Raw genomic sequence first — 26,997 nt, 5'->3', positions numbered from 1 at the left:
GTAAAACGGTCACATATAATTAATAGATTACATTTTTAAGAGTAGGCTATGAAATATACGGTGTTGTTATTGCTGTTGTCTTTGCAAGTTTTTGCAGTTGATGTTCACAAAAAAGAAGGGGTTTTGTTGTTTGAGTATGGAGATGGTTTAAACGGAGAATACATCACCCGATATCACCTACAGACTGATTCAGGTAAGTTGGCATTAGATTTAAGTGATGTATTCATGAAAAAAGCGCCCATCCACAATTGGTTGGGTAAGCGGGTAGAAATTCAATCACTAGCTGAGATTAAAGTGTCTGGTTTACAGCGAGTTAATGCCATCAAGTTGATGGAAAGTGTCGCTGGAACGGGTGTTTCTGGCAGCCAGCCTTGGGTGACCATTCTGTGCAAATTCAGTGATGTGGCAGCTGAGCCGGAAAACCTGAATTTTTTCTCAGAAATGTACAATAATCAACCCGCGGGACTTGATCATTATTGGCGAGAAGTATCGCACAGTAACATTGATGTTGTGGGGTCTATGGCAGTTGACTGGGTGGACTTGCCTTCTTCTCAAGGTACCTATATGCCAACACCTGGTAGTGGTTCAGATGCTGATTTAGATTCTTTATTTGCTGATTGTACAGCTGCAGCCGACCCGCATGTAGATTTCTCAAATACAGGTAATGGACAACCTTATGTTGGCATCAACATGATGTTCAATGAAGACCTGGATTGTTGTGCCTGGGGCGGTGGTAAGTGGGCCAGCCTTGATGGCACCACTAAAGTTTGGCGCACCACTTGGAATCCACCTTGGTCTTTTGCCAATGAAGGTGTGATTGCCCATGAGATGGGGCATGGCTTTGGTTTACCGCATGCCAATAATTCTGATGATGATGGCAACCCTTATGATAGCCCATGGGATGTGATGAGTGCAGCCACAGGTTATGGTGTGAATGACAATATTTATGGTCGTTTGGGTAAGCACATCAATGCCTATTTTAAACGCCAATTAGGCTGGGTTGATGACAGTGAAGGTTGGATTACCAACAACAACAGTTTTGGAACTGTTACTTTGGACCACACATCCATAGCCAGCACCAATAACAAGCGGTTTATTTATATTCCAGTATCTGATGGAACACATTATGTGGTCGAAAGCAGAAAGAAAATAGGGAACTATGAGGCCAATTTACCCGGAACGGCTGTAATCATTCACCATGTGGATACCAGTCGTGAAGAGCCACCTTGGGTGGTTGATGGAGACAGTCCAGCAGCAGATTATGCAGATACAGAAGGTGTGATGTGGAAGGTTGGTGAAACATTTGTTGACCCCATTGATGGTGTAGAAGTTGAGGTTTTAAGTCAAACAGCACAAGGCTTCCGTGTTCAAGTCAGGGCCGGTGATGATTTGATTTTTGCTGATGGGTTTGACTTCTAAGCTTATGCGGTAGTTATTGCTTGCGTGACAGTGTATTCAAAGCGGTGTTTTTGATATACTGTCGCCTGATTTTTTGATACTGGGTGCGGTTGCATCCAGTTATGATTCCATTCAGGAGCGAACATGACCAAACCTACCATCATTTATACCATCACGGATGAAGCACCAGCTTTAGCCACGTACTCTTTCTTACCCGTTGTGAAAGCTTTTGCCGCCACAGTTGATGTACAAGTGGACACCAAGGACATCTCTTTGGCCAGTCGCATCTTGTCACAATTTCCTGAGCGTTTAACTGCTGAGCAACAAAAAGAAGATGCTTTGGCACAATTGGGCATTCTGGCCAAAACACCTGAAGCCAATATCATCAAATTGCCGAATATTTCAGCTTCAATTCCACAGTTGAATGCAACCATCAAAGAGTTACAAACACACGGCTATGACATACCTAGCTACCCAGAAGAAGCGAACTCTGATGAAGACAAAGCGATTCAAGCCAGCTACAGTAAGGTTTTGGGTTCTGCTGTTAATCCCGTGTTACGTGAAGGTAATTCTGACCGCCGTGTGGCAGCAGCTGTAAAGCAATTCGCCAAAGACAACCCGCATCGCATGGGTGCTTGGTCTAAAGATTCTAAAACACATGTGGCTCACATGGATGCTGATGACTTTTATGGTTCTGAACAGTCTGTTGTGATGTCACAAGACGATGTGGTTCGCATTGAACATGTTGATGCTGATGGAAACATCACTGTATGTAAAGCAGAAACAGCGATGCAAAAAGACGAAGTTCTGGATGCCACTCGCATGAGTAAAAATGCCTTGCGCGCGTTTTATGCCAAGGAAATTGCGGAAGCCAAAGACCAAGGGGTTTTGTTGTCATTGCATTTGAAAGCGACGATGATGAAAGTGTCAGACCCGATCATGTTTGGACATGCTGTTGAAGTGTATTACCAAGACGTTTTTGCCAAGCATGCAGATTTGTTTAAAGAATTGGGCGTAGAGGCCAATAACGGTATCGGCAATGTCTACAGTAAGATTCAAGACTTGCCGGCTGATAAAAAAGCCGAAGTTGAAGCTGACATCATGGCGTGTTATGAGTCACAACCTGCATTGGCGATGGTTGATTCAGATAAGGGCATCACCAACTTGCATGTGCCTAACAACGTGATCATCGATGCGTCTATGCCAGCTGCGATTAAAACTTCTGGAAAAATGTGGAATACAGAAGGCAAATTACAAGACAGCAAAATGATCATTCCAGATCGCTGTTATGCCGGTATTTACCAAGAAATGATTGATTACTGCCGTGAAAACGGTGCTTTTGAAGTCACCACCATGGGCAATGTGGCCAATGTCGGTTTGATGGCACAAAAAGCCGAAGAGTATGGTTCACATGACAAAACAGTTGAAGTACCCAGCGATGGCGTGATGCGTGTGGTTGATTCTGCGGGCAATGTATTGATTCAGCATAACGTTGAGCAAGGTGACATTTGGCGTGCTTGTCAGACCAAAGACTTGCCGATCAAAGATTGGGTTAAATTGGCCGTCAGCCGTGCCAAAAACACAGGTAATCCAGCGATTTTCTGGTTAGACGAAAACCGCGCTCATGACAGAAACTTGATTGAAAAAGTGAATACCTACTTGAAAGACCATGACACAACTGGTTTGGAAGTTGAAATCATGAATCCAAAAGCCGCCATGCGTTACACATGTGAGCGTGTGACAAGAGGGTTGGATACGATTTCTGTGACAGGTAATGTGTTGCGTGACTATTTGACTGATTTGTTCCCGATTTTAGAGTTGGGCACGTCTGCCAAAATGTTGTCTATCGTGCCTTTATTGGCCGGTGGTGGCTTGTTCGAAACGGGCGCGGGTGGTTCAGCACCTAAGCATGTTGAGCAGTTTGTTGAAGAAGGTCATTTACGTTGGGATTCTTTGGGTGAATTTTTGGCTTTGGCTGTATCACTTGAAGACATGGCTGAAAAAACGGACAACAAAAAAGCACAGGTTTTGGCTGATGCCTTACACATTGCCAATGGTTTGTACTTGAGCGAAAACAAATCACCTTCGCGTAAAGTCAACGAGCCAGACAACCGCTCAAGTCACTTTTACTTGACCAAGTATTGGGCTGAAGCGATGGCTGCACAAACTGATGATGCCGGCTTACAAGCTAAGTTTGCTCCATTGGCTCAAGTCTTGGCAGAAAAAGAGGCACAAATCACGCAAGACTTGATTGATGCACAAGGTTCAGCGGTTGATATCGGTGGTTATTTTGAGCCTAATGATGCCTTGGCTGAAAAAGCGATGCGTCCAAGTGCAGCGTTTAATGCTTTGATTGATCAGTTTTAATTTAAGTTCAATGTAAAAAACAGGAAGCCGAAACTTGATTCAAGTTTCGGCTTTTTTTTGCCAGTGAGTATCTGGTTTTGGGTTGGACTTTTACGTTTTTTTGAAAAAAATTTTTGGGGTAATTATTTTTAAAATAACTGATATTTATCAGGTTGTTAGTTGAAGTGACTAACAAGTAAAGATTGATCAACATTCTTGGTTATAATGTCGTGATGAAATATACAGGACTTTTGGCTTTATTTGTTGTGCTTGTGGCTTGTCAGCAGGCTGAGCAAAAACAGGTGCTTCGTATCGCGGTGGCAAGTAATTTTTATGCCCCTATGCAGGTGTTGGCTGAACAATTCTCAGAACAGTCGGGGGTTGAAATTAATTTGAGTGCCGGTGCTACGGGTCAATTGTTCACTCAAATTAGCCAAGGTGCGCCTTTTGATGTGTTTCTGGCAGCAGATGTGGCTCGACCTTTGGCTTTGGAGCAGCAAGGATTGCTGATAAAGAACAGTCGTTTCACCTATGTCGAGGGCCGTTTGGTTTTGTGGTCATTGCAGCCTTTTGAGTCAGAAAGTTTTGATGGCATGTCATTTGAACACCTCGCGATAGCCAATCCGAAATTGGCCCCCTATGGTGTTGCTGCTGTTGAGGCTTTGAAAAGCTTGGCTGATTATCAGGCTTGGCAAGGTCGCTTGGTATATGGTCAGAACATAGCCCAAGCACAGCAGTTTGTGGTCGCAGGACAAGCCGATGCGGCGATCATTTCATTGTCTCAGGCTAAGTTATGGGATGACGTGATGTCAGAAGACAAAGGCCAACAGAAGGCCTATTATCGTGTATTGCCTTTTAACAGTTACAAAACCATCAAACAACAAGCAGTACAAATTTCAGATAATCCAAGAGCGAGTCAGTTAATGGCTTATTTGCGTTCCGATAACGTTAAAAAGCAGTTGCAATCTTGGGGATATGAGGTGGAATTGTGAGTGAAGAATTGTTAAGCCAATCGGATTGGTTTGCCTTGTGGTTGTCGGTCAAGTTGGCAGGCATTACGGTGATTTTGTTGCTTATCTTTGCCACGCCTTTGGCTTGGTGGCTGGCATTCAGTCGAGCTAAATTTAAATTCTTGGTAGAAGCCATGGTGGCCTTGCCGTTGGTTTTACCGCCGACGGTTTTGGGGTTTTATTTGTTGTTGTTATTGGGTCGCAACGGCCCTTTGGCGGGATTGGATTGGGCTTTTTCTTTTCAAGGTTTGGTGCTGGCTTCAATGATTTATTCGTTGCCTTTTGTGGTGCAACCCATTCAAAGCAGCCTGTCTCAAATGCCCAAAGCACCATTAGAGGCGGCAGCCACATTGGGGGCAGGTTTTTGGGACCGTTTTTTCTCTGTGGTTTTACCATTGTGCAAGTCAGGCTTTATCACCGCTGTGGTTTTGGGCTTTGCGCACACCTTGGGTGAGTTTGGTGTTGTACTGATGATTGGTGGTAACTTGGGCGGTGAAACACGCGTCGCCTCGATTGCGATTTATGAACATGTGGAATCCTTACAATGGAGCCAAGCTCATGGTCTGGCGCTGGTGTTGTTGATGATGTCTTTTGTCCTGCTGTTGTTGGTGTATGCCTTCAATGGCCGAAATCGAAAGGTGGCGTTATGAGTTTGCATGTCGATATCAAACAGCAATTGGCAGACTTTGATTTAAGTTTGAATGCGACCTTGCCCAGCGAGGGTATCACGGTGGTGTTTGGGCCATCTGGTTGTGGCAAGACTACTTTGTTGCGTTGTTTGTCTGGGTTGTCACGTGCCCGAAATTCGAATATCATTTTTAAAGGGCGAGCTTGGCAAAGTGACAAGGCCTTTGTCAAACCACAGCACCGCCAAGTGGCGATGGTGTTTCAGCACAATAACTTGTTACCGCATTTGAATGTCACACAAAACATCAACTATGCGATTAAAAGGCGCAAACATGCAGGCTTGTCTTTTGATGAATTGGTTGAGATGTTTGATTTATCGGGTTTGTTGTTACGGCACAATAATCAATTATCTGGGGGTGAACTTCAGCGTGTTGCCATGGCGCGGGCTTTGGCCAGTGCGCCAGCGTTGTTGTTGATGGACGAGCCGATGTCTGCATTGGATGATGACCGCAAAGCCGAGTTGTTGTCTTATTTGAAAAAAATCAAACAGATCACGCCCATCATTTATGTCACACACAGTCGCAGAGAGATGATGCGATTGGCCGATTATGTTGTGATGATAGAACAGGGCCGGGTCGTGGCATCAGGTGGTTTCTGGAAAATGATGCAAACACAACATGAGCTGATGACAGGTGAACAATCTGTCTGGTCGGTATTAAAGGGTCAGGTCAATAACTTTGACTCAAAATACCATTTGTGTCAGGTTGATGCTGAATGTGGTCAAATGTGGGTCAATGCCCAAAGCCTCAATCTGGGTGATAACGTCCGTTTACTGGTGAATGCCAGTGATGTGGCGGTCAGCAAGAGTCAACCGACTGACAGCAGTGTGCTGAACGTGGTTTCGGGAAATGTGGCAAATATAACGCCATTCAATGCATCACAAAGCCAAGTGAATTTAACGGTCAACGGCGTACTGCTTACGGCTTTATTGACTCACAAATCGATAGCCTATTTGGGCTTAAAAACAGGCCAGCATGTGTATGCTCAAATTAAGGCTGTTGCGCTGGTGGTGTAATAGAGGACTGTTAATTAAAATGACATTTGCCAAACATCTGAATGTTGGTATGTGTAAATGGTTTTGGATTTTAGGTTGTTGATGGTTTTGCCCGAGGTGCTTGTTTCTTGTGTGGTATCTAAAATGGTGCCGTCCAATTGTTTGGCCATGTAACTGTAATATTCGCCTTTGGTTGGGTGGTTGTCTGCACTGGCGTTGATAATTTGCTTATTTAATTGACTGTCTATGACAGAAATAATGACACCAATGGCATCATCACGGTGGACCAAGTTAACCTGATTTTTGGGATTTCTAACAGCAAGACTTTTTCTGAAAAAGCGGCCTGGGTGCCGTGAATTGACAATTAAATCTTGTCTCATGAAGCCAGGTCCAACCAAGCCAGATAATCTGATGATGTTGGCCTTTAATGGCTTTAATGTCTGCTCAATTAAATAAGTCGGGTGTTCAGGGTTAATTGATGGGCTTTCTTCATCATGGTCTTGACCATTGTCCTGATATACACTTGTGGTGCTGGTGTAGATGACTTGAGGTTTGAATGTTCTTGGCCAGTTTTTAACGGTAGAGCGGTAGGCTGAAACGTCTTTGCATGTGTTTGCAAAAACAACAACATCAGCATCAAGCATGTCATCAGGGAATAATTCACCCATTTGATATACCAGTGCTTTAAAACCAAGTTTGTTTACTCGTTCAGACTTTTCAGTGGAAGTGGTAGTGACTGTGATTTGGTGGGCTCTGTTATTTAAATGTTCAGCCAAAGGCAGTGCCAACCAGCCACTGCCTATGATAAAAATATTCATCTGCTTACCATCAGCTGTTTAAGCTTTGGGTAAAGTGACGCCTTTTTGGCCTTGGTACTTGCCACCACGGTCGGCGTATGACACATCACACACTTCATCAGATTCAAAGAATAAGAATTGTGCGACACCTTCGTTGGCATATATTTTAGCCGGTAAGGGTGTGGTGTTTGAAAATTCTAAGGTCACATGACCTTCCCATTCAGGCTCGAGAGGCGTGACATTCACGATGATGCCACAGCGTGCGTATGTGGATTTGCCTAAACAAACGGTTAATACATTGCGTGGAATTTTTAAATATTCAACAGTACGTGCCAAGCAAAATGAGTTGGGTGGAATAATACACACGTCTGATTTCACGTCAACAAAGCTGTTGGGGTCAAATTTTTTGGGATCGACCACGGCTGAATTGATGTTGTGGAATATTTTAAATTCATCGGCGCAACGCACATCATATCCATAACTGGATGTGCCGTAAGAAATGATTTTATTTTGGCGTGACTTACCCCTGACTTGATCCGCCTCAAATGGGTTGATCATGTCGTGTTGTTCCGCCATACGGCGTATCCATTTGTCTGATTTGATGCTCATGATAATCTACCTTTATACCTTGTTGAGTTTTAAGCTGTCTGTGAGGCTGAACTTGATGGGCAGTTGAGCCAAGTTTTGTGCGGTTCTTAATGCCATCAATAAAGCATTTTGATTCAATGGGTGGTCATTGTGCCACACTTTGTCGGGTTGGCCTTTATCCATGTTCAATCTGATGTCGATATTCAAAGGCAATTGGCCCAGCATAGGCACTGAAAATTCTTCGGCCATCTTTGAACCGCCGTGTTGGCCAAAAATATGTGCTTCATGACCACAGTTCTCACAGACATAGGTGCTCATGTTTTCAATCACACCGAGCACAGGAATGTCCACTTTCTGAAACATGGCCAAAGCCTTCTGTGCATCGAGTAGGGCAATATCTTGTGGTGTGGTAACCAAAACGGCTGCCGTTACCGGAATTTTTTGTATCATGGTTAATTGGATGTCACCGGTACCTGGTGGTAAATCCATGATCAAATAATCGACACTGGCCCAACGGGTGTCTTCAACCATTTGCATCAGTGCTTTGGTGACCATGGCGCCACGCCAAATAGCAGGGGCTTTTTCGTCCAGAATATAGCCTAAAGACATGCTTTGTATGCCATCGGCATCGACAGGCAGGAATGACTTGTTGTCTGGTGATTCAGGTTGTTGTTTGACGCCAAGCATTTTGGGGATGCTTGGGCCGTAGATGTCTGCATCCAGTATGCCAACTGTAGCGCCCAGTTGCTGTAATGCCTTGGCCAACATGACAGTGGTGGTTGATTTACCCACGCCGCCTTTACCGGAGGCAACGGCAATGATATTTTTCACACCTTTGACAGGTTTTAGTTTGTCTTTGACCTGGTGTTGACGTATTTGACTGACCACGTGTTCAATGTTGAAACTTTCAACTTGTTTTTGATAGTCCTGTTCAAATCCTGAGACTGGGTACCGCGTCGAGAGGGTTTTCTTTCGGCCACTGTATTCAGCTGATTTTCCGAAAACTTGTCCTGTAACAGGATCTTGAGTTTGTTTGATGTCATCCTTCATGGTTCATCACCTTTTTGATCAAATTTTGTGTTGATGGGTCTAAGGGTAAGTCGTCCAAGTGGTTTTCTTGTACGTGTTTTTCTATGCGTTTGGCTAATTTCTTGCCCAGCTCTACACCTGGTTGATCGAAACAGTTGATGTTCCAAATCACCGATTGGGTGTAAATCATGTGTTCATACATGGCGAGCAATTGACCAACTGCTTTTGGGTTCATGCTATTTAACAGCAAAGTGGTGCTGGGTTTGTTACCCGGGCAGTCATGGTTGTCTATGTGTTCGTGGCTTTCACCAGACATCAATGCAGCACCTTGGGCAATCATATTAAATAATAAAAACCTTTGGCTGGGAGAATCATGGTCTAAGACGCCAATGAAATCCATGGGTAGGGCATCTATGCCTTGATGAAAGGCTTGAAAAAACGCATGTTGCGATAACTGGCCATGATCACCAAACACCCAAGGTGATGTGGGGTAATCTATGGTTTGACCTTGAAGGTTGTGCATCTTACCTGTACTTTCCATCATCAGTTGTTGCAACCATTTGGGAAAGCACCTCAATCGTGCATCATAAGGCAAGCAAGCATAGCCTGACAAGCCGATAAAATTTCTGTACCAAATACCAATCAAGGCCAGCACAACTGGCATGTTTTTATCAAATGGTGTTTCTAAATAATGATTATCCATGATGTTAGCACCATCAAGCATTTCTTCAAAGGCATCGCTGCCAGCTGCCAACATGATGGGGAATCCAATGCTCGACCACAATGAGAAGCGTCCACCGATGGTGGTGTCAAACGGCAATATCATTGAGTCATTGATGCCTATGGCTTTGGCCCTTTCGGGTTTGGCGGTGATGGCCATCAATGAGGATTGATTATCGTTTGGCAAATAACCTGGACGTTGTTTTAGTTTTTCTATTACCGCTTCGGCATTCATTAAGGTTTCTGCTGTGCCGAAGCTCTTAGAACTGATACAGAATAAGCTGTGTTCTATGTCGATGCTCTGAAACAATTGGTTGATCAACGAGTCATCAACAGAAGCTGCAAAATAAACTGGAATTTGGCTTTCACTTTGTAAATCAGTGAGCGCTTCTATTGCCAAGCGAGGACCAAGGTATGAGCCTCCAATGCCGATGTTAACCAATTGTTTGACGGGCTTACCAAAAGCGGTGGTTATTTTATTATTCTTTATCCGTTCAGCCAACACTTTCATGCGTTCTAAATTGTGTTTGCGGTTTTGGTGGTTGGGGTCGCGCAAAGTGGTATGACCAGCGGCTTGGTTTTCACTGGTGTTGACTGTTTCTAAATTAAAGAGTTTTTGGATGCTGGCTTTTAAGTCACTGGCTTCTGCTAACTGTTGTAGTTGCTCAAAAACTTGAAGTGAGAGCCAGTTTTTAGAGCAATCAAGATACAAGTCGCCGCATTGTAGCGTCAATGCTTCCATGCGCTCAACATCGGCGATGCTGTGCTTAAGGTCTTTGTGTTCAGGTTTTTGAGCCAGCTGTTCCAGTGTGGCCCAAACGCGGTTGTTTCTCATGCAAAGTGGATTCTTTAATTGGTGAGCTATTTTAAAGCTTTGTGACAAAATAACCACACAAAGCAGGAACATTAGGCAAAAAAAAACCCATCCTTTTGAGATGGGTTAATCGATATTTTACTTAATGTGCCCTGCTTGTCTTGGAGTTAAGAAATGAATTACTCTAAAACTGTGGACAATATTACAACAGCATTGGTATGAATGCAACACATGTTTGACTAATTTGTTTAAATAATACAACAAAATGGCCTTTTGTTAAGATTGTGTTGCAAAAATACCACAAAATCGTGTCGATATTGGACTATTTCCAGCCACACATGGCAATGACGCCAACCAATGCACAATGAATTTTTGTACCGTATTTGGTGGTAAATGTCTTTTTATAAGTGATTTTATCGAAAAATTTTTCAACATTACCCATAAATCCTGGAGAGTAAAATGCCATTTGAACGCGAGGTGCATCTATGGATTCATCCAAATAAGGTAGGTCTGCATAATTATCTTTGGCAATATATTGTTTGGCTAAAAATTGATTTTGATTTTTTTTCGATAAAAAGTCGCTGTCTGTAAGTTTGGGGTCAACAGCTTGAAGCATCATCATTTGCACATCTCTGGAATTGAGTGTTTCTTTTTTTGGTGTGGCTTTCTTGATGATTTGTTTTTCTGGTGTTTTGTTAACCACGGGATTGGGGTTTGATTGTTGTGGTGTTTTGATGCGACTGCTTTGTGAGGTTGATGGGTTTGCTTTTTGTTCTTTTTCTTTAGGTTCAGTTGACACTTGGTATGGGATTTCGGGTGCTGTGGTGGCTGTCGATAATTCGATAGAAACAGTGCGGGTGGTTAAGTTTTTATTTGGGGGGAACAGCCAGGATTTGGGAATAATAAGCAAAAGCAAAACCAGCAAAACAGGGGTTATGCTGTGATGAGTCCAGTGTTGCCAAGATTTGTTGCGTTGCCAGTCGTTCAATTTTAAGGGTTAGTCAGCCTGTTTTGGCATGCATTATAATGATTGGCTGTTAATTCTTTGTTTTGTTAAAGTTAATAAATTGACCTTAAACCTTAACGCCGAAAAATTTAAACACAACCCAAGCAGGGCCAATCAATAAAAATTGTAAGTCTTGAAAGAATGAAGGTTTTTTCCCTTCAATGTGATGGCCAATGAATTGACCAATCCAAGCAATGACGAAAGCAATAACCGCTATCCACAGTAATGGTAAGTTTTGCATTTCCATGTAATAGTTTAGCGCCAAACAGCCAGCAGAAAATATAAGCATTACAGCAAAAACCTTAACGCTTTTGATTAAATAATAAACCATCAGTAAAGCCATGCTGGCGACTGCTAAATTCATGATAATGGGCAGTTTAACTAACCACAACATGGCGCTGATTGACCAAAAAATAACCGGAACACAAACATAATGAATCAGTTGATTGGTTCGATTCAAATGTGATTTATGGTATTCCGTCAATAAATAGTTAATCGAGTTGGAAGGCTTTTCCTGTGATGCGTTGGTAGGCTTCATGGTATTTCTCTGCTGTTTTATTAATGATGTCTGCGGGTATGTTTGGGCCAGGTGGGGTCTTATCCCAGTTGAGTGTTTCTAAATAGTCACGAACAAACTGTTTGTCATAACTTTCTGGACTGATACCTGCTTGGTAGTTGTTCTTATTCCAGAAGCGTGATGAATCCGGTGTTAAGACTTCATCCATCAAAACCAATTCATCGTCTTCATCTAAGCCAAATTCAAACTTGGTATCGGCGATCATCAGACCATTTGCTTCGGCATGTGTGATGGCTTTGTTGTAGATGCTTATGGAAACTGTTTTGAGTTGTTCTGCGCGCTCGATGCCTATCAGGTTAACCAATTGATCAAAACTGATGTTTTCATCATGGTCGCCAACCGCGGCTTTTGAGGATGGCGTAAACAATGTTTGCGTTAATTTTTCTGCTTGTTGGAGGCCGCTTGGTAATTTGATGCCACAAACTTCGCCAGTTGACAAATAATCTTTCCAACCAGATCCTATGATATAGCCACGAACAATGGCTTCACAAGGGAGGGCTTTAAGCTTCTTAACCACAACGGCGCGTGCTTTTAAATCAGCCGATGCGTTTGGAATGACTTCTTCCACTTTCACATCTGCCAAATGATTCTTTATAATAGGGCGCATGTAATCAAACCAAAAATTTGAAATCTGTGTCAACAATGCACCTTTGTGCGGGATGTCATCAGGTAACACCACGTCAAAAGCACTCAATCGATCGCTGGCTACCATCAATAAATGTTTGTCATCAATTTGATAAACATCGCGAACTTTGCCTTGGTGAATTTTTGGAAACTGGATAGACATGAGTTGAGTATGCGGTTAAAAAGGCACTATTTTAGCTGTGAGTTATAAACGAAGCAAATTAAACGAGTAATCAATCGAATATGGGCATCATCATAGGTGGTATTTTAGGATTTAAGTTTGGCAGTTATTTTGGCATGATCATGGGCGCTTGGCTTGGGGCATGGGTTGAACGACAAATTTCAGGACCAAGGGCATCAGGTAAACAACAAGCCACACAAGAAAGTTTTTTTAATGCATTGTTCCTGAGTATGGGGAAATTGGCGAAAGCTGATGGACAAGTGAGTAACCTCGAAATTCAAAAAGCCGAAGGCATCATGAGTCATATGAAGCTGAATGCTGAATTGCGACAACGTGCCATCGACTTATTTAACCAAGGAAAATCTGGCGGTTCAATAGACACGCCATTACGTGTATTTGCACAATTGTCTCGTCGATCATTGTCACTTCGCCAAATTTTCTTAGAAATGTTGGTTGATGTGGCCGAAGCAGATGGCAACATTTCAGCCGCAGAAGCGCGTTTGATTGAAAACATCTGTCAGACAATAGGGTATCCTCATCATTTGCTGATGGCAATGATGAAAATGCGGGGCGCTGCCTATGGTTACGACCCACATGGAGGACGCCAGCGACAACACCACTATCAACAAAACAAGCAAAGACAGCGTCAGCGACCAGTCAGCAGCTCAGCACCAATGAATCCTTATGCTGTTTTGGGCGTTGATCAAGATGACAGCAAAGCCACCATACGCCGTGCTTACAAAAAAATGATGAGCCAACATCATCCTGATAAGTTGATAGCCAAAGGGTTGCCGCCTGAGATGATGAAAGTGGCTGAAGAAAAGGCCAAACAAGTCCAACAGTCTTGGGAAAAAGTGAAAGATTTAAAAGGATGGTAATGTCAGAAAAAGTATGACTGCTGAAGTAACAGCAGTCACAACAAAACTATTAAGGAGCTGCTTGCTCAAATCCATCACTAAAAATCAAATCCTCTATTAAACTGACCGTATCAATGCCAATGTAGTTTGAGTTTGTGCCATTTGAGCCAGCATCATCAACGTGGTAGACAAATGCGACCCTGCCATTGCCTGGGATGTTCACATTGTATTCAGTCCAAGAATCTAACGGATATCCTGTGGTAGTCAAATTTGGATTAATGACAAGTAATTCCTCAGAAAAATCGCCAAAATCATTGGTACAGTCACCGGGTACTTTATTTCCTGATGAGCTATACATAACACGCAATCGATCTGGATACACTACTTTACCATCCATTGCAGTTCGACTTCTGGTCCAAAAGTTCAATTGAGACATTGGAACATCTGGGACAATTAAGTAGTTACAAATGGTACCATTGGCGCCAGTACTTTCAAAGTTGGCTGCTATGTAAGCATCATCTGCGCCTGAATGGGATGTAAATTCTATAGGTATGCCTTGAAACCAGGTGAAAGCTCCCGCGGGGCTTGACTGGTTGTTGAATTCCCAGCCGTTTAAATTGCCAATATCTGCAAAGTCTTCTTGAGCATGACCTGTGGCGCTAAAAAATAACCCAAGCATTAAAAACAGTTTCATAATCTTCCTCTATTAATTTTTATTGGTATGATTTCCATTTGATGTGCTATGTAAGGGGATGCCGCATCAATGGCGATGCAAAGATATCAGATGAAATCTACTTGTGCAAATAATTAGCGTATTCTTTCTTGATTTCATTGCCTTTGAGTGACAAACTTTAGCTACTTAAAATTTATCCAAAAATCATGAATCCATTCATAATTGCGCCATCCATTTTATCAGCTGATTTTGCCCGTTTAGGTGAGGACTGTCAGGCGGTTTTAGATTCAGGGGCAGACTGGTTGCACTTTGATGTCATGGACAATCATTATGTGCCGAACTTAACCATTGGTCCTTTGGTGCTTGAAGCTTTACGTGACTTTGGAATAAAGGCGCCAATTGATGTTCATTTAATGGTCAAGCCTGTTGATAGAATCATTGGTGATTTTGCAAAAGCAGGTGCAAACATGATTACTTTTCATCCTGAAGCTTCAGAGCACATTGATCGTTCATTGGCACTGATTAAAGATGCAGGTTGCCAGGCTGGTCTGGTTTTGAATCCAGCAACACCCATACATGTCCTCGAACATGTGATGGATAAACTTGATATGATTCTATTGATGAGTGTAAATCCTGGTTTTGGTGGACAAAAGTTTATCCCGGAAACGTTAAAAAAAGTCAAAAAAGTCAGGGAGCTGATTGATGCATCCGGTAAGAACATTCGATTAGAAATTGATGGCGGGGTAAAAGTAGACAACATAAAAACCATTGCTGATGCGGGTGTTGATACATTTGTAGCGGGTTCTGCCATTTTTAATACTGACGATTATAAAGAAACAATTAATCTCATGAGGGCAGAAATTCAGCCATAATTCAGATTGATGTCATACAATGAACCCATGATGCGTATTCTATGTATATGTTTACTGTTGTTTGTTAATCAAGCAATGGCACAGCAAAGCTCTTTAAGTCAGTCGGTTAATCAAGCCAGGGCTCAAGGTAAAGTGTTGTCAGCAAAAACTAAAAATGGCAAACACATTGTCAAAATATTAACACCTGATGGAAAAATTAAAACAATAAAAAAAACGGCCAATTCATCATTCAATTCAAGGCAGTCGAAATCTTCATTTCAATCTAATAACAGTCAAAGTAATAAACAAAGTAGTAGGAGAAATGACGGCAACAGAAAGAGCAGGCATACTGGACAGTCCAAAAAAACGACTTCACAAAGGGGTGCAAGCAATCGCTCAATCAAAAAAAGTCGCAGTACCAGAAGTCAGTCTAAGGATGATGGCGGTCGTAAAAACTAATAAGAGAGGTTGATGTTTTCGTTATGAGAGTTTTAGTTATTGAAGACGATGACAATTTAAGAAACATTTTAATAAAAAGGTTTGAAGAATCAGGATTTGTTGTAGATGCCGCAGACAATGGTCAAGACGGTCTATTTAAAGGTCAAGAATTTCCTGCAGATGTGGCGGTTATCGATTTAGGATTGCCCAAAATATCTGGTATGGAAGTGATTCAAACCTTAAGAGACGAAGGTGTTAAATTTCCTATCATTGTTCTGACTGCACGGGGTTCTTGGCAAGATAAAGTCATGGGTTTAGATGCTGGTGCAGATGATTATTTAGTAAAGCCTTTCCATTTTCCAGAATTATTGGCGCGAGTGAATGCTTTATTGAGGAGAAGCTCTGGGAATACAACACCTGAAATATCCTGTGGTCCAGTTGTTTTAAATATGAGCACGCAATCTGTAGAGGTCGATGGTCACCCATTGGATTTAACTTCATATGAGTATAAAGTTTTAGAATATATGCTTCACCATCAAGATGAAGTAATTTCTAAAAGCACTTTGACAGAACACATATATCATCAAGATTATGACCGGGACAGTAATGTGATAGAGGTTTTTGTTGGGCGATTGCGCAAAAAAATGGCAGTTATTTTACCTGATGAAAAACTGATAGAAACTTTGCGAGGCAGGGGTTATCGAATGAGCAGCCGATCTGATTAATTTGATGGGTTTTTCACCAAAAAATCGCTCATTAACCAAAGTGGTTTTGTTGGTTTCAAATACCGTATTACTATTGGCTTTGGCTGTTGTTGGGTTGGTTATGGCCCAGGCTTTCAAAGAAAAAACCTTGCATATAGTCAAAGAACGACTTGAAAGCTATGTTGAAGCTTTGTTGCCAGACTTGGAAATCATTGAGGGTCAGCTGGTATTTCCAGAGCAATTGCCCACACCGAGGTTGAATCAACCAGGATCTGGGATGTATGCCGAAATCATTGCGGTAAATGAATATTGGCACTCGCCTTCCGCTATAGGTCAAAACTTGCCTAAGGCCGTTCGGGTGAGTACCAATCAGCGTTTGTTTGAATCTCCTTTAGAGTATCAGGGAGAGCGGTTATTTCGGTTGAGTCAGGGTGTTGAAATAGAGTCCGAACAAACATCAGAATTGGTAACCATAATTTTGACTGAGCATGCAGGAAATTTTTACGAAGAGCTGTGGGAATTTGAAGAAACGCTGTTGTCATGGTTGTTAGGCATCAGTTTATTTTTACTTGTGATGCAATGGCTCACCATGGTTTGGGCTACTAAACCTTTGAAAAAACTGACACAAGACTTGGCCTTGCTTGAAAAAGGGGATAGCTTAATTTTTTCTGAAAATTATCCAACAGAATTAATGGGTTTAACTTCCAGTTTAAACCGTTTGATTGCCAATGAAAGGAATCATTTAGAACGTCAGAGAAAAACCTTAGGTGACTTGGCTCACTCTCTGAAAACGCCTCTTGCTGTTATTCAGTCAGAATTAGGAACCGATGAAAGTGATAAGGATGTGATTCAACAGCAGCTGAATCACATGAATGAAATTGTGGCATATCAATTAAAGAAAGCGGCTGTTGCAGGACATAGGACGTTTACCCAAGGTGTTCCTGTAATCGATTTATTGGATAAAATCATTCAAACCCTGCAAAAGATCCATAAGAATAAAAACATCAGTGTGGATACTCAAATTGCTCCGGGTGCGATTTTTTATGGTGAAAAAGGTGATTTGCTCGAGTTATTAGGTAACTTGTTAGAAAATGCTTTTAAATGGTGTGATCAACATGTCAAGGTCACCATCAAAACCCTTTTTGTAGAAGGAAGGCAGAGAACTGGGTTAAAAATAAATATTGCAGATGACGGGCCTGGTATTCCTGAAAATAAACGTTTGGTTTTGCTGCAAAGAGGAGTCAGGGGAGATGAAAAGGTATTGGGGCATGGTATAGGGTTGTCCATTGTGTCTGATATCGTAGATTCTTATCAAGGTCAAATGGCCATAAGTGAAGATGAACAGTTTAAGGGCGCATGTTTTAAAATCACTTTACCACCATAATTATTATGAAAGAAATCAATGAATTATTAGACTTAATGGCGAACTTAAGGAATCCCCAAACTGGTTGTCCATGGGATATAAAGCAAAATTTTAAAACCATAGCACCATATACCATTGAAGAGGCGTACGAAGTGGCAGATGCAATTGAACGAGGTGTAACTTCAGATATTAAAAATGAGCTAGGAGATTTATTGTTTCAGGTGGTTTTTCATGCGCGAATTGCGGAAGAGCAGGGTTTATTTAACTTTAAAGATGTGACCAAAAGTGTCACTGACAAAATGATTGAAAGACATCCCCATGTATTTGGAAATGACCAAATGCCCGAATCTGATCATGCTCAAACAAAAAAGTGGGAAGCTGATAAAGCAAAAGATAAGGAAAGTGTATTAGATGGAATAGCTGCAAATTTACCAGAGTTGCTTAAAGCAGTGAAATTGACAAAGTACGCATCAGTTATAGGTTTTGACTGGCCTGATGTTCACGATGTGCTATTGAAACTTGACGAAGAAGTCTCAGAATTAAAAGAAGCTGTTGCCATAAAGTCTAAAGACGATATGGAAGATGAACTGGGCGATGTGTTGTTTGTGTGTGCTAACATCGCCCGTCACCTGAATCTTGACCCGTCATCGGCATTGCGCCGGGCCAACAAAAAATTCACCCAACGGTTCCAATCTGTTGAAAAACGTGCCAAAATACAAAGACCTCTCCAAAATGTCTTTGAGTTGAGCTTCTTGGATAAACTTTGGAATGAGGTTAAGAGCAAACATTAAATGTTTATGATGGCTGAAAGGAACGGCGTGTGTGAGGAGTGTTTCTCTAGGCCATCATAAACGTTTGCTTGATATTCTTTATATTCTCATTTTATACTTTCTTATATTCATTCTTATTCTCGTCATTCAGATGCATATTTATTAATGTGTTAATGGTCTTAAAATACCTAACTTACATTTTCATCCTTTTCCAAGTGTCTTTGAGTTGAGCTCTTTATGTTTTGTTATAGCAAGTAAGGCTGTGCTTATATAAAAGCTTATGATGGCCGGTTGGAACATTGTGTGTGAGGATGTTTCTATTGACCATCATAAACGTTAACTTCAGTGTATTAATTATCCACAATTTAATTCCTGTTTATTCAAAATAACCTGATCTAATCTTATACTGATAATTTCATTATGAGTTTCTATGTGCATCAGTTTGCAATCATTGTGGTCAAGAGTAAAAACAAGTCCTGAGCCATCTGAAACGGCATCAGTAAATCCAGAGCCGTCCGACACGGCATCTGTAAATCCAGAACCATCTGAAACGGCATCAGTAAATCCAGAACCGTCTGAAACGGCATCAGTAAACCCAGAGCCATCCGACACGGCATCTGTAAATCCAGAACCATCTGAAACGGCATCAGTAAACCCAGAGCCATCCGACACGGCATCTGCGATTCCTGGTCCGTCAGATAAGGCTTCTATTGAAACATCAGTTAGTCCAATCAGTGTCTCATTGTTTACAATAGCTACGACTTGAGCTGTTTCATTTGCAGTTTGCAATACACCGGAATAAGACTGGTTTTCTTCACTGAATATAATCAATGTGTTTGCCCATGTTATGGAATGAAAACTCATGGTAAGCAGAAGGACTGCCGCCATTTTTTTCCACATTGCTAATTGATGAATTCCTGTACCATCACTCTCAGCTGTAATGCCTGTACCTTCGCTTTCTGCTAAATTTTTTTGGATGATTCTGTTTTTCATGATGATTCCTCTTCGTGGTCAATTGTGTCATTAAAAAAGAACAAACCCAGGCCGATAGGAAGGGATTGTTGTGCTTTTATGTTGGTTTCATATTTACTTTCTATGCGTTCAAATTCAGGGATTAAATAATTGTTATAATGTTCGTTTATCATGGTCATCACTTCTAGCTTGAATGATTCATGATGCTGGTGTGAAACTCTTATTGAATATAAGTTGCGTTGGAAGAATAAATCTTCTTTTGCTGTTAGGTTGTGATCAATGGTGGAAGAAAGCCTATTAATAGATTTGGCTACAATCTTGATTTTGTCATCATGTAATTGTTTGGCGGGAATAAAGTTTTTATTCTTATATACCACCATTGATTTTTTTATTTCTACACATTGTGCGTCAAGCAAAGCTTCTAAAATGGGGCCGTGACTGATGTTCTTTCCAAAACGTTGAACTAATGTTTCGAATGAGAGTCCGGAGCCACTTCTTTTTAATGGCAAAGGGAAGCCCTTGTCATCACAAAACATAGGGTCGCTGGACCAATGGTCTAAGATATAACCTTCTCGTGACCTGTTTTGCTCAATGACACATTCCTCAATTGGCTTTGTGGTTTTGAGGATGGTTGAAACTTCCCTTCTGTCCAAGCCGGTTTGATAGGCAATGCTGCTTATTTTTCCCCGTTTATCTTTGCTGGTTTCATATATATAAGACTCTGCTTCTTTTACATATAGGTCTCTACATATATTGAGAAATGTTTTAAATTCCACTTTATTTTTAATCAGCAGCCTGATGACCGGTCTTAAGCTGATTGAAATGAATTTCATCCATTTGGGACTGAAACTTAATTTTTGATTTGGAGAAAGTTTATTGCTCATAGGATTCTAAATATTAAGAAAACATCAGTTTCCATTGATTAAAATACCACCCTTGAAAGTGAGTGGCTCCCATCTCTTGCGCATTGATTAAATCTTGTTTGGTTTCAATGCCTTCAAAAACCGTTTTTAGTTGTAAAGAATTAGAAAACCCAGATAAGGCCTTTAAAATTTTGTTTCTGTTATCGCCTTTGTGTTTGTGTGCAGCAATTTTAATGATGTCAATTAAATTGCTATGAATGAGTTCCCAGTGTGTGTTGCCGGTACCAAAGTCATCCAGGGCAATTAGCCCGCCTAAAGATTTGAAAAGCTTGAGGCATTGTCTGGCTCGTTTTGGGAGTTCTGGCAATGTGTCTGACTCAACAATTTCTATACACAGTTTCTTGCTGGTTAATATCTTTGAGTCTAGCAAGTAGGAAAACAGGTTAAGAAAACACTCATCTAACAAGCTTGCAGGATTGATGTTAATGCTCAAAACATGAGGCATGTGGCGTTTTTGTATGCTGGGTATGTTTTTAAACAACGCCGTATCAAATGCAATTTTTTCTGAATCAGATAGGTTTGAAAAATATGATTCTACATCGGTGACAAGAGGGGAGGGGCGGTATAACAGTTCATACCATGTAGGTCGCAACTGGCTATCGGCCATAATGGCTTGCAGCTCATACTGGTTGAAGTCAGTATTTATTTGTTGCTCTGGTAAATTCATTTTTTATAAACATGGTCAATTCTGAACAGGTTTATTTTTGCGAATGTTTATAATAAATGCAAGGAAAATTATTTTTTTTTAAAAGAAAGCAATTTGTTGCGATTTATTTTTCTGTATTAAGTCACTGATATTAAGGGATTTATAGTGTGTTCAAGTGGGTTGGATGTGTTGTGACTGGATGGGAAGGTTGACGAAATTTGTCAGTTAAGGCTGTCTGTTGATTAAGTTGATTATGGGTAAGTCAGCTTCTGGCATCGGGAAGTTACTAAGTTCGGCTTTTGGTACCCACTTCAGGGGTTGGTTTTCTGCGGCAGAAACGACCGGGTTGCTTGATTGCTCATAGAATACAATTAACTCTATGGCTTTTTCTGGGTATTGGTGGGATACAGTAATCAGATGCTTGGGGTTCTGAGGCGTGTAACTAAGTTCTTCTTGGATTTCTCGAATTAAGGCCTGCTTATGAGATTCATTGACTTCAACTTTGCCGCCAGGGAATTCCCACAATCCACCAAGGTGTGTGTGTTGATTTCGTTGCTGAATGAGTATGTTGCCTTGGTGGTTTTCTAACACCAAGGCAACAACAGATATGCGTTTTATGTCAGTTTGCCGTGACATTGCTTGTATTTTTTTCCTGATCCGCAAGGACAGGGGTCATTTCGGCCAACTTTCTGGCCTTCTCGAACATAGGTCTCTACAGCTGATTTTTGTTCAGGTTGGGCAGAAGATTGAGGCGAGTCGTGCTGATATTCAACATTTTTATTTTGGTCATGTTCCATTGCCTCAACATCTTCATCTTGCTTGACCTTCACGCGGGCAATGATTCGAATGGTTTCATATTTGATTTTGTCCAATAGGTCTTTGAACATTTCAAATGATTCACGTTTAAACTCTTGAATCGGTTGTTTTTGGGCATGAGCTCGCAATGTAACACCCTGACGCAAGTGGTCAATCTGTGCCAAATGCTCTTTCCATAGCTGGTCTAAGGTATTAAGGTAGGCAGCTTTTTCAAAATTTCTCATGACTTCTGATCCAGTCATGGCTTCTTTTTCTTTGAAAAAGCGCTCAATGTGACTGTGAATTTTATCGGACAAGCCATCATCGTCTAACTGGTCATCACGCTCAATAATGCGAGCTATATTGACGTCTATGCCAAACTCAAGGCTAAGCACACGTTCTAATTGCGGGATTTGCCATTGTTCTTCGACACTTTCCAGGGGGATTTGCTGACGAATGATGTTGTCAAAAACTTCTTCACGGGTGTCGGCAATAAACTCTCCAATTTCGGATGCTTCGAGTAAATCTGCACGTTGTTGGTAAATGACCATACGCTGATCATTGGCGACGTCATCATATTCAAGCAAGTGTTTACGGATGTCAAAGTTATGAGATTCTACTTTGCGTTGCGCGTTTTCAATGATGCGAGTAATCCACTTATGTTCAATAGATTCGTCTTCTTTCATGCCAAATCGCTTCATGTTATCCATCATGCGAGATTGACCGAATATTCTCATCAAGTTATCTTCTAATGAAATATAAAATCTAGAAGAACCTGGGTCACCCTGCCGTCCAGATCTGCCACGTAATTGATTGTCGATTCGTCGTGATTCGTGGCGTTCAGTACCAATGATGCGCAAGCCACCACTTTCAAGCACTGCCTCATGGCGGACTTTCCAGTCGGCTTTCAATTGCTCTTTCTTACTTTGAGGGGTGTTGTCGCCTAATTGTTCAATTTCAACAGCTAAATTACCGCCTAATACGATATCTGTTCCACGACCAGCCATATTGGTGGCAATGGTGACTGCGCCCGGTAAGCCGGCTTCTGCGACAATCATGGCTTCACGTTCATGTTGTTTGGCGTTCAGTACGTTGTGTTTGATTTTTTTCTTTTTCAGTTCTTGAGACAGCAGTTCTGACACTTCAATCGAAGCAGTACCGACGAGAACAGGTTGTTTTCTTTGTACACAATCTTCGATGTCTTCTGTGATGGCTTTGAATTTAGATTGCTGATTGAAAAACACCAAGTCCTGCGCATCTTTTCTGATCATTGGGCGGTGAGTTGGAATCACGATAACTTCCAGGTTATAAATAGACTGGAACTCATAGGCTTCAGTATCCGCAGTACCTGTCATGCCAGACAGTTTTGGGTAGAGTCGGAAATAATTCTGGAAAGTGATGGATGCCAATGTTTGGTTTTCTTTTTGAATCGGCACGTTCTCTTTGGCTTCCACAGCTTGATGAAGTCCATCGGACCATCGGCGACCCTCCATGGTTCGGCCAGTAAATTCATCAACAATAACAATTTCACCGTCATTGACAATATAGTCAACATCCCTTTCATACAAATGGTGCGCTCTTAAGGCAGCACTGACATGGTGCATCAAAGAAATATGCTGAGAGTCATAGAGTGACTCGTCATCTTTCATCATGCCATTTTTCTTTAACAAACTTTCGGCATTTTCCATGCCTTGCTCTGTTAAAAAGATCTGTTTAGATTTTTCATCTACTGAGAAATCACCGTCAGGTTCTGGCATGCTTTCTCTGTTCATGATAGCTTGAGAAACGGCCTTGCTGTCGGGTTCAAAAGTGGATTTTTGGAGGTGTGGAACAATCTTGTTGATGCGGTTGTAGACTTCTGGTGAATCATCAACTTGTCCAGAAATAATTAAAGGAGTCCTGGCTTCGTCAATCAAAATTGAATCAACTTCATCTATGATGGCAAAGAAAGGTTCTCTTTGTGCTTTTTGCTCTAAAGAGAAGGCCATGTTATCACGCAGATAATCAAAGCCTAATTCGTTGTTTGTTGCATAGGTGATGTCTGAAGCGTAAGCTGCTCTTTTGGCTTCTGCTGGCATATTGGGTACGGCAATGCCAACACTCAAACCCAAAAAGTTATATAACGGCTCCATCCATTTGGCATCACGAGCGGCTAGGTAGTCGTTGACTGTGACAACATGAACACCTTGATCAGCCAATGCATTCAGGTAAGCAGGCAGGGTACACATTAATGTTTTACCTTCACCTGTGCGCATTTCAGCAATTTTTCCTCGGTGTATGGATATGCCACCAATCAGCTGAACATGGTAATGGCGCATGCCCATGACACGAACAGATGCTTCTCTGGTCAATGCAAAAGCTTCAACTAAAACATCATCTAAAGAAGTGCCTTGGGCAATTTTTTCTTTAAGAACTTTGGTTTTGAGGGGAAAGTCTTCATCTCTTAACTGTTGCATCTGAGGCTCTAGAGCTTCGATTTGATCAGCAATTTTATCTAATTGTCTGACATAGCGTTGGTTTCTACTTCCAAAAACCTTTGTGAATATCGTATTGAGTGCCATAGTTCCGTTGGTGCTTATGCAAAAATAATGTGTTCAATGTGGCTACACTGAACACGTTTATCAAGTGTTAATTTGAATGACCTTGGTTTATGTTGGTTGAATCGACCAAGGCTGCTATTAGTCTGATGTGAATCAGCTGTTATTTTTTAAGATTGAATGAAAGGCAAAGGATTAACTTTGTGTCCGTTTTTCAATACTTCAAAATGTAAATGCTCTGAGGTTGCTCGACCTGACTTGCCCATTATGGCAATTAAATCACCTGCCTCAACCCTTTGGCCTAAGCTGACATTGAGTGTTTTTGCGTGGGCGTATCTGGTGGTGTAACCATTGCCATGGTCGATTTCTACCATGTTGCCATAATTACCACGTTTCCCTGCCCAAACAACAATGCCTTCAGCTGCAGCAGTAATCTCAGCATCGTACTTGCCTGAAAAATCCATGCCCGAATGGCTGGCTTTTTGACCAGTGAATGGATCTATGCGCTTACCATAACGAGATGAAATCCAGCCGCCTTTGAGGGGTTTGCTGTGTGGTGTGGATAAGTGGTTAGATGACTCTTGATTTAAAAGTTGTGTCAGGATGTTGAGCTTTTCTTGTTGTTTGATGAAGCTGTTTTCTAGACTGAATAAGTTTTGATACAAATCTTGGGGGGTGTTGTCTTCGCCGGTGAGTTGAAGGTCTGCACCACCAATACCAGGTTGGATATCCAAGTTAAATTCTTCAGAATTGATGTTGTTGACTTCAGTTAGGCGATTGCCCAATGCGTTCAGTCGAGTTGACTGTGCCATTAAGCGACCCACTTGTAAGCTCATTGAGTCCAAGTCGTTTTGAACCATTGATTTATATTCATCAAGTGCCACTTGGCTTTGTTCTACACGAGATTGTAATGTGGCAATTTTATCGAAGTCTTTTTGTTTGCCAGTAAATAAGGAGCCTATAAATATGCCCAGCGCTAAAACCAATGTCAAACCGGTGCTTAGCCCTGCGATCAATAAGCCTTTGACTTTCGGGTCTGTCAAGGCATATTGTTTCATGCCTTGGCGGTCATGTTTGATGATGGTGAATTTATTCATATATAATGTGTCTTTTCTTGTTTTATTATCTGCGCATTGTGAATGACTTTAAACCATTACTAGATAGTTTGCCTGCCACCGCTAAAATGGCGCAAATTATCAAGCGAGCCGAGCGTCTGAACCAGTTGGATCAGTTGTTACAACAACAGTTGCCCGCTCCTGTTAAAGGCATGGTCACCTTGGCTAATCTTCGGGGGGAGACAGCCATTGTGCTGTGCAAAACCCAAATGGAAGCCAGCAAAGTGCGCATGTACAGCCGAAGCATTCTACAGATTTTACAAAATGAATTCAAAGTTTCAGTTAAGAAAATCAAAGTAAAAGTCGAAAATAGTTCACAAAAATAAACAATTGGGGCTGAAATCAAGAACATTTTCTGATAATGAAGCAACTTGCCACCTGATGCTAAAGACATTTGCTTGTCTGCGTACTATAATTCAGGCCTTTCAGAATCAACCAAAGTTATGCCGACAGAACAACAAATTTTAGCTGCGTGGGAAGCGCGTACAAACCTTACACCAGAAGCTTTAGATGAACAATTTGGCGCCAGCATCCATGAGGCCATAAACGGTCTTGAAACTGGTCAATTCAGGGTGGCTGAGCCAGTGGCAGGTGATTGGCAAGTTAATGAATGGTTAAAAAAAGCGGTTTTACTGTTTTTCACTGTATCTAAAAACCAAGTCATGCCAGGGTCTACCCATGAATACTGGGATAAAGTGCCGTGTCGTTTTGAGGGTGCTGACGAAGCGGAATTCAGTCGTGTGGGTGCCAGAATTGTGCCGCCGGCAACCATAAGGCGTGGTGCTTTTCTCGGCAAAGGTGTGGTGTGTATGCCCTCCTATGTCAACATTGGTGCTTATGTTGATGAAGGCACCATGGTTGATACTTGGGCTACTGTAGGCAGTTGTGCCCAAATTGGGAAAGACGTACATTTATCAGGTGGTGTGGGTATCGGTGGTGTTTTGGAGCCGTTACAAGCCGCGCCAACCATCATTGAAGACGGTTGTTTTATTGGCGCACGAAGTGAGGTAGTTGAAGGCGTACGCATAGGCAAAGGCAGCGTTATTTCTATGGGTGTGTTCATTGGGCAAAGCACCAAGATTTATGACCGCGAAGCCGATACGGTCAGTTACGGTTACGTGCCACCGGGTTCGGTTGTTGTTGCAGGTTCCTTGCCGGCAGAGAATGGCAAGTATGCATTGAACTGTGCGGTGATCGTTAAAAAAGTGGACGAAAAAACACGTGCCAAAACTTCAATCAACGAATTGTTGCGCTCATGATAATTTACGGCATAAAAAATTGTGACAAAGTCCGTGCTGCCATGAAATCAGCCAAAGCAGATTGTAAAAATGGTGGTCCTGATACAAAGCTGCATGACTTTCGAGTTCATGGGATTGATGAAAATTTGGTTAATGCCATGTTGGCTGACATTGAGTTAAGCCAGTTATTGAACAAAAGAAGCACCACATGGAAGCAGTTAGACGAGTTTCAGAAGATTGAGCCCAATGTGGGTTTGTTGGTGGCTAACCCAACTTTAATCAAACGTCCGGTTGTGTTTGATGGAAAAAATTATCGTATAGGTTATTGAGCACAGGATATTGAT

Annotated in this window: 27 protein-coding genes and 1 pseudogene; 14 read left to right on the top strand and 14 right to left on the bottom strand. The window is 41.7% G+C overall.

Features of this window, described 5'->3' with window-relative positions:
- Positions 1 to 48: 48 nt before the first annotated feature.
- From FET73_RS10460 to modC, 5 genes are all read left to right on the top strand, one after another.
- Positions 49 to 1,419, top strand: a complete 1,371-nt coding sequence (locus FET73_RS10460; RefSeq protein WP_154223880.1) for a metallopeptidase domain-containing protein — start codon at positions 49 to 51, stop codon at positions 1,417 to 1,419.
- A gap of 123 nt (positions 1,420 to 1,542) precedes the next feature.
- Complete coding sequence (locus FET73_RS10455; RefSeq protein WP_154223879.1) at positions 1,543 to 3,765, top strand: NADP-dependent isocitrate dehydrogenase; 2,223 nt, start codon at positions 1,543 to 1,545, stop codon at positions 3,763 to 3,765.
- Between the two features lie 212 nt (positions 3,766 to 3,977).
- Positions 3,978 to 4,736: a molybdate ABC transporter substrate-binding protein gene (modA, locus tag FET73_RS10450; protein WP_154223878.1), complete on the top strand. Its 759-nt coding sequence runs from the start codon at positions 3,978 to 3,980 to the stop codon at positions 4,734 to 4,736.
- Positions 4,733 to 5,404, top strand: a complete 672-nt coding sequence (gene modB, locus FET73_RS10445) for a molybdate ABC transporter permease subunit (RefSeq protein WP_343032283.1) — start codon at positions 4,733 to 4,735, stop codon at positions 5,402 to 5,404. Before modA ends, modB begins: the two co-directional genes overlap by 4 nt.
- Positions 5,401 to 6,456 (top strand): molybdenum ABC transporter ATP-binding protein, encoded by a 1,056-nt coding sequence (gene modC, locus FET73_RS10440; RefSeq protein WP_179952225.1) that lies wholly within the window; start codon positions 5,401 to 5,403, stop codon positions 6,454 to 6,456. Before modB ends, modC begins: the two co-directional genes overlap by 4 nt.
- Before the next feature lie 14 nt (positions 6,457 to 6,470).
- Here modC and FET73_RS10435 read toward each other — a convergent pair whose 3' ends face one another.
- The 7 genes from FET73_RS10435 to FET73_RS10405 all read right to left on the bottom strand — a co-directional run bounded on the left by FET73_RS10435 (position 6,471) and on the right by FET73_RS10405 (position 12,753).
- A complete protein-coding gene (locus FET73_RS10435) occupies positions 6,471 to 7,253 on the bottom strand; it encodes a Rossmann-fold NAD(P)-binding domain-containing protein (RefSeq protein WP_154223876.1) in 783 nt (260 codons plus the stop codon).
- 18 nt (positions 7,254 to 7,271) lie between these two features.
- A complete protein-coding gene (dcd, locus tag FET73_RS10430) occupies positions 7,272 to 7,841 on the bottom strand; it encodes a dCTP deaminase (RefSeq protein ID WP_154223875.1) in 570 nt (189 codons plus the stop codon).
- A 12-nt stretch (positions 7,842 to 7,853) separates the two neighbouring features.
- Complete coding sequence (gene apbC / locus FET73_RS10425) at positions 7,854 to 8,870, bottom strand: iron-sulfur cluster carrier protein ApbC (protein WP_154223874.1); 1,017 nt, start codon at positions 8,868 to 8,870, stop codon at positions 7,854 to 7,856.
- On the bottom strand, positions 8,860 to 10,404 hold the full coding sequence (gene pgi, locus FET73_RS10420) for a glucose-6-phosphate isomerase (RefSeq protein ID WP_179952224.1): 1,545 nt from the start codon (positions 10,402 to 10,404) through the stop codon (positions 8,860 to 8,862). The genes apbC and pgi overlap by 11 nt, the downstream gene beginning before the upstream one ends.
- 301 nt (positions 10,405 to 10,705) lie before the next feature.
- Entirely contained in the window at positions 10,706 to 11,371 is a 666-nt protein-coding gene (locus tag FET73_RS10415) for a hypothetical protein (protein WP_154223872.1), read from the bottom strand.
- An 85-nt stretch (positions 11,372 to 11,456) separates the two neighbouring features.
- Positions 11,457 to 11,927: an Mpo1 family 2-hydroxy fatty acid dioxygenase gene (locus tag FET73_RS10410; RefSeq protein ID WP_154223871.1), complete on the bottom strand. Its 471-nt coding sequence runs from the start codon at positions 11,925 to 11,927 to the stop codon at positions 11,457 to 11,459.
- Positions 11,881 to 12,753: a phosphoribosylaminoimidazolesuccinocarboxamide synthase gene (locus FET73_RS10405; protein ID WP_154223870.1), complete on the bottom strand. Its 873-nt coding sequence runs from the start codon at positions 12,751 to 12,753 to the stop codon at positions 11,881 to 11,883. Before FET73_RS10405 ends, FET73_RS10410 begins: the two co-directional genes overlap by 47 nt.
- Before the next feature lie 80 nt (positions 12,754 to 12,833).
- On the opposite strand from FET73_RS10405, the gene djlA reads away from it, so the two are divergent.
- Positions 12,834 to 13,649, top strand: a complete 816-nt coding sequence (djlA, locus tag FET73_RS10400; RefSeq protein WP_154223869.1) for a co-chaperone DjlA — start codon at positions 12,834 to 12,836, stop codon at positions 13,647 to 13,649.
- A 49-nt stretch (positions 13,650 to 13,698) separates the two neighbouring features.
- Here the strand turns inward: djlA and FET73_RS10395 are convergent, their stop codons facing one another.
- Positions 13,699 to 14,322 carry a choice-of-anchor J domain-containing protein gene (locus FET73_RS10395; protein WP_154223868.1) on the bottom strand — a complete coding sequence of 208 codons (624 nt, stop codon included), beginning with the start codon at positions 14,320 to 14,322 and terminating at the stop codon, positions 13,699 to 13,701.
- 185 nt (positions 14,323 to 14,507) lie between these two features.
- On the opposite strand from FET73_RS10395, the gene rpe reads away from it, so the two are divergent.
- Genes rpe through mazG form a run of 5 tightly spaced genes read left to right on the top strand, consistent with a single transcriptional unit; the run spans position 14,508 to position 18,448 of the window.
- Entirely contained in the window at positions 14,508 to 15,173 is a 666-nt protein-coding gene (rpe, locus tag FET73_RS10390) for a ribulose-phosphate 3-epimerase (protein ID WP_154223867.1), read from the top strand.
- Positions 15,174 to 15,200: 27 nt separating this feature from the next.
- Entirely contained in the window at positions 15,201 to 15,611 is a 411-nt protein-coding gene (locus tag FET73_RS10385) for a PepSY domain-containing protein (RefSeq protein WP_154223866.1), read from the top strand.
- A gap of 23 nt (positions 15,612 to 15,634) precedes the next feature.
- The gene (locus FET73_RS10380; RefSeq protein ID WP_154223865.1) at positions 15,635 to 16,315 is read left to right on the top strand and encodes a response regulator transcription factor; all 681 of its coding nucleotides are present in this window, start codon (positions 15,635 to 15,637) and stop codon (positions 16,313 to 16,315) included.
- 4 nt (positions 16,316 to 16,319) lie between these two features.
- The gene (locus FET73_RS10375) at positions 16,320 to 17,678 is read left to right on the top strand and encodes an ATP-binding protein (protein ID WP_154223864.1); all 1,359 of its coding nucleotides are present in this window, start codon (positions 16,320 to 16,322) and stop codon (positions 17,676 to 17,678) included.
- Positions 17,679 to 17,683: 5 nt separating this feature from the next.
- Positions 17,684 to 18,448: a nucleoside triphosphate pyrophosphohydrolase gene (gene mazG, locus FET73_RS10370; protein ID WP_154223863.1), complete on the top strand. Its 765-nt coding sequence runs from the start codon at positions 17,684 to 17,686 to the stop codon at positions 18,446 to 18,448.
- Positions 18,449 to 18,781: 333 nt separating this feature from the next.
- Here mazG and FET73_RS10365 read toward each other — a convergent pair whose 3' ends face one another.
- The 6 genes from FET73_RS10365 to FET73_RS10340 all read right to left on the bottom strand — a co-directional run bounded on the left by FET73_RS10365 (position 18,782) and on the right by FET73_RS10340 (position 25,397).
- Complete coding sequence (locus FET73_RS10365) at positions 18,782 to 19,420, bottom strand: hypothetical protein (RefSeq protein WP_154223862.1); 639 nt, start codon at positions 19,418 to 19,420, stop codon at positions 18,782 to 18,784.
- On the bottom strand, positions 19,417 to 20,283 hold the full coding sequence (locus tag FET73_RS10360; protein WP_154223861.1) for a DUF6502 family protein: 867 nt from the start codon (positions 20,281 to 20,283) through the stop codon (positions 19,417 to 19,419). The genes FET73_RS10365 and FET73_RS10360 overlap by 4 nt, the downstream gene beginning before the upstream one ends.
- Before the next feature lie 13 nt (positions 20,284 to 20,296).
- Entirely contained in the window at positions 20,297 to 20,989 is a 693-nt protein-coding gene (locus FET73_RS10355) for an EAL domain-containing protein (RefSeq protein ID WP_154223860.1), read from the bottom strand.
- A 204-nt stretch (positions 20,990 to 21,193) separates the two neighbouring features.
- Positions 21,194 to 21,604 carry a (deoxy)nucleoside triphosphate pyrophosphohydrolase gene (locus FET73_RS10350; protein ID WP_154223859.1) on the bottom strand — a complete coding sequence of 137 codons (411 nt, stop codon included), beginning with the start codon at positions 21,602 to 21,604 and terminating at the stop codon, positions 21,194 to 21,196.
- Positions 21,583 to 24,324: a preprotein translocase subunit SecA gene (secA, locus tag FET73_RS10345; RefSeq protein ID WP_154223858.1), complete on the bottom strand. Its 2,742-nt coding sequence runs from the start codon at positions 24,322 to 24,324 to the stop codon at positions 21,583 to 21,585. Before secA ends, FET73_RS10350 begins: the two co-directional genes overlap by 22 nt.
- A 146-nt stretch (positions 24,325 to 24,470) precedes the next feature.
- On the bottom strand, positions 24,471 to 25,397 hold the full coding sequence (locus tag FET73_RS10340) for a M23 family metallopeptidase (protein WP_154223857.1): 927 nt from the start codon (positions 25,395 to 25,397) through the stop codon (positions 24,471 to 24,473).
- A gap of 38 nt (positions 25,398 to 25,435) precedes the next feature.
- On the opposite strand from FET73_RS10340, the gene FET73_RS10335 reads away from it, so the two are divergent.
- The 3 genes and pseudogenes from FET73_RS10335 (at position 25,436) to FET73_RS10325 (ending at position 26,982) form a co-directional block, all read left to right on the top strand.
- On the top strand, positions 25,436 to 25,741 hold the full coding sequence (locus FET73_RS10335; RefSeq protein WP_179952223.1) for a DciA family protein: 306 nt from the start codon (positions 25,436 to 25,438) through the stop codon (positions 25,739 to 25,741).
- Positions 25,742 to 25,876: 135 nt separating this feature from the next.
- Positions 25,877 to 26,674 (top strand): annotated as a pseudogene (dapD, locus tag FET73_RS10330) (2,3,4,5-tetrahydropyridine-2,6-dicarboxylate N-succinyltransferase); the annotation flags it as partial.
- Positions 26,671 to 26,982, top strand: coding sequence for an ArsC/Spx/MgsR family protein (locus FET73_RS10325; protein WP_154223855.1), 312 nt, complete (start codon positions 26,671 to 26,673; stop codon positions 26,980 to 26,982). The pseudogene dapD and the gene FET73_RS10325, both read left to right, overlap by 4 nt.
- Positions 26,983 to 26,997 lie beyond the last annotated feature (15 nt).

The organism is Marinicella rhabdoformis (genome assembly GCF_009671245.1).
Taxonomy (GTDB): Bacteria; Pseudomonadota; Gammaproteobacteria; order Xanthomonadales; family Marinicellaceae; genus Marinicella; species Marinicella rhabdoformis.
Note: the sequence above shows the minus strand (reverse complement) of the source record. Positions and strands in the feature narration are given on the sequence as shown.

What these genes read in the sequence shown, in the direction of transcription:
- FET73_RS10325 (WP_154223855.1), top strand. Translation starts at nt 26,671, where the DNA reads ATGATAATTTACGGCATAAAAAATTGTGACAAAGTCCGTGCTGCCATG.
- FET73_RS10405 (WP_154223870.1), bottom strand. Translation starts at nt 12,753, where the DNA reads ATGTCTATCCAGTTTCCAAAAATTCACCAAGGCAAAGTTCGCGATGTT.
- apbC (WP_154223874.1), bottom strand. Translation starts at nt 8,870, where the DNA reads ATGAAGGATGACATCAAACAAACTCAAGATCCTGTTACAGGACAAGTT.
- FET73_RS10350 (WP_154223859.1), bottom strand. Translation starts at nt 21,604, where the DNA reads ATGTCACGGCAAACTGACATAAAACGCATATCTGTTGTTGCCTTGGTG.
- FET73_RS10340 (WP_154223857.1), bottom strand. Translation starts at nt 25,397, where the DNA reads ATGAATAAATTCACCATCATCAAACATGACCGCCAAGGCATGAAACAA.
- FET73_RS10455 (WP_154223879.1), top strand. Translation starts at nt 1,543, where the DNA reads ATGACCAAACCTACCATCATTTATACCATCACGGATGAAGCACCAGCT.
- FET73_RS10355 (WP_154223860.1), bottom strand. Translation starts at nt 20,989, where the DNA reads ATGAATTTACCAGAGCAACAAATAAATACTGACTTCAACCAGTATGAG.
- pgi (WP_179952224.1), bottom strand. Translation starts at nt 10,404, where the DNA reads ATGAGAAACAACCGCGTTTGGGCCACACTGGAACAGCTGGCTCAAAAA.
- FET73_RS10360 (WP_154223861.1), bottom strand. Translation starts at nt 20,283, where the DNA reads ATGAGCAATAAACTTTCTCCAAATCAAAAATTAAGTTTCAGTCCCAAA.
- FET73_RS10460 (WP_154223880.1), top strand. Translation starts at nt 49, where the DNA reads ATGAAATATACGGTGTTGTTATTGCTGTTGTCTTTGCAAGTTTTTGCA.
- FET73_RS10395 (WP_154223868.1), bottom strand. Translation starts at nt 14,322, where the DNA reads ATGAAACTGTTTTTAATGCTTGGGTTATTTTTTAGCGCCACAGGTCAT.
- dcd (WP_154223875.1), bottom strand. Translation starts at nt 7,841, where the DNA reads ATGAGCATCAAATCAGACAAATGGATACGCCGTATGGCGGAACAACAC.
- modC (WP_179952225.1), top strand. Translation starts at nt 5,401, where the DNA reads ATGAGTTTGCATGTCGATATCAAACAGCAATTGGCAGACTTTGATTTA.
- FET73_RS10410 (WP_154223871.1), bottom strand. Translation starts at nt 11,927, where the DNA reads ATGAAGCCTACCAACGCATCACAGGAAAAGCCTTCCAACTCGATTAAC.
- rpe (WP_154223867.1), top strand. Translation starts at nt 14,508, where the DNA reads ATGAATCCATTCATAATTGCGCCATCCATTTTATCAGCTGATTTTGCC.
- djlA (WP_154223869.1), top strand. Translation starts at nt 12,834, where the DNA reads ATGGGCATCATCATAGGTGGTATTTTAGGATTTAAGTTTGGCAGTTAT.
- FET73_RS10380 (WP_154223865.1), top strand. Translation starts at nt 15,635, where the DNA reads ATGAGAGTTTTAGTTATTGAAGACGATGACAATTTAAGAAACATTTTA.
- FET73_RS10385 (WP_154223866.1), top strand. Translation starts at nt 15,201, where the DNA reads ATGATGCGTATTCTATGTATATGTTTACTGTTGTTTGTTAATCAAGCA.
- FET73_RS10435 (WP_154223876.1), bottom strand. Translation starts at nt 7,253, where the DNA reads ATGAATATTTTTATCATAGGCAGTGGCTGGTTGGCACTGCCTTTGGCT.
- FET73_RS10365 (WP_154223862.1), bottom strand. Translation starts at nt 19,420, where the DNA reads ATGAAAAACAGAATCATCCAAAAAAATTTAGCAGAAAGCGAAGGTACA.
- mazG (WP_154223863.1), top strand. Translation starts at nt 17,684, where the DNA reads ATGAAAGAAATCAATGAATTATTAGACTTAATGGCGAACTTAAGGAAT.
- modA (WP_154223878.1), top strand. Translation starts at nt 3,978, where the DNA reads ATGAAATATACAGGACTTTTGGCTTTATTTGTTGTGCTTGTGGCTTGT.
- FET73_RS10375 (WP_154223864.1), top strand. Translation starts at nt 16,320, where the DNA reads ATGGGTTTTTCACCAAAAAATCGCTCATTAACCAAAGTGGTTTTGTTG.
- secA (WP_154223858.1), bottom strand. Translation starts at nt 24,324, where the DNA reads ATGGCACTCAATACGATATTCACAAAGGTTTTTGGAAGTAGAAACCAA.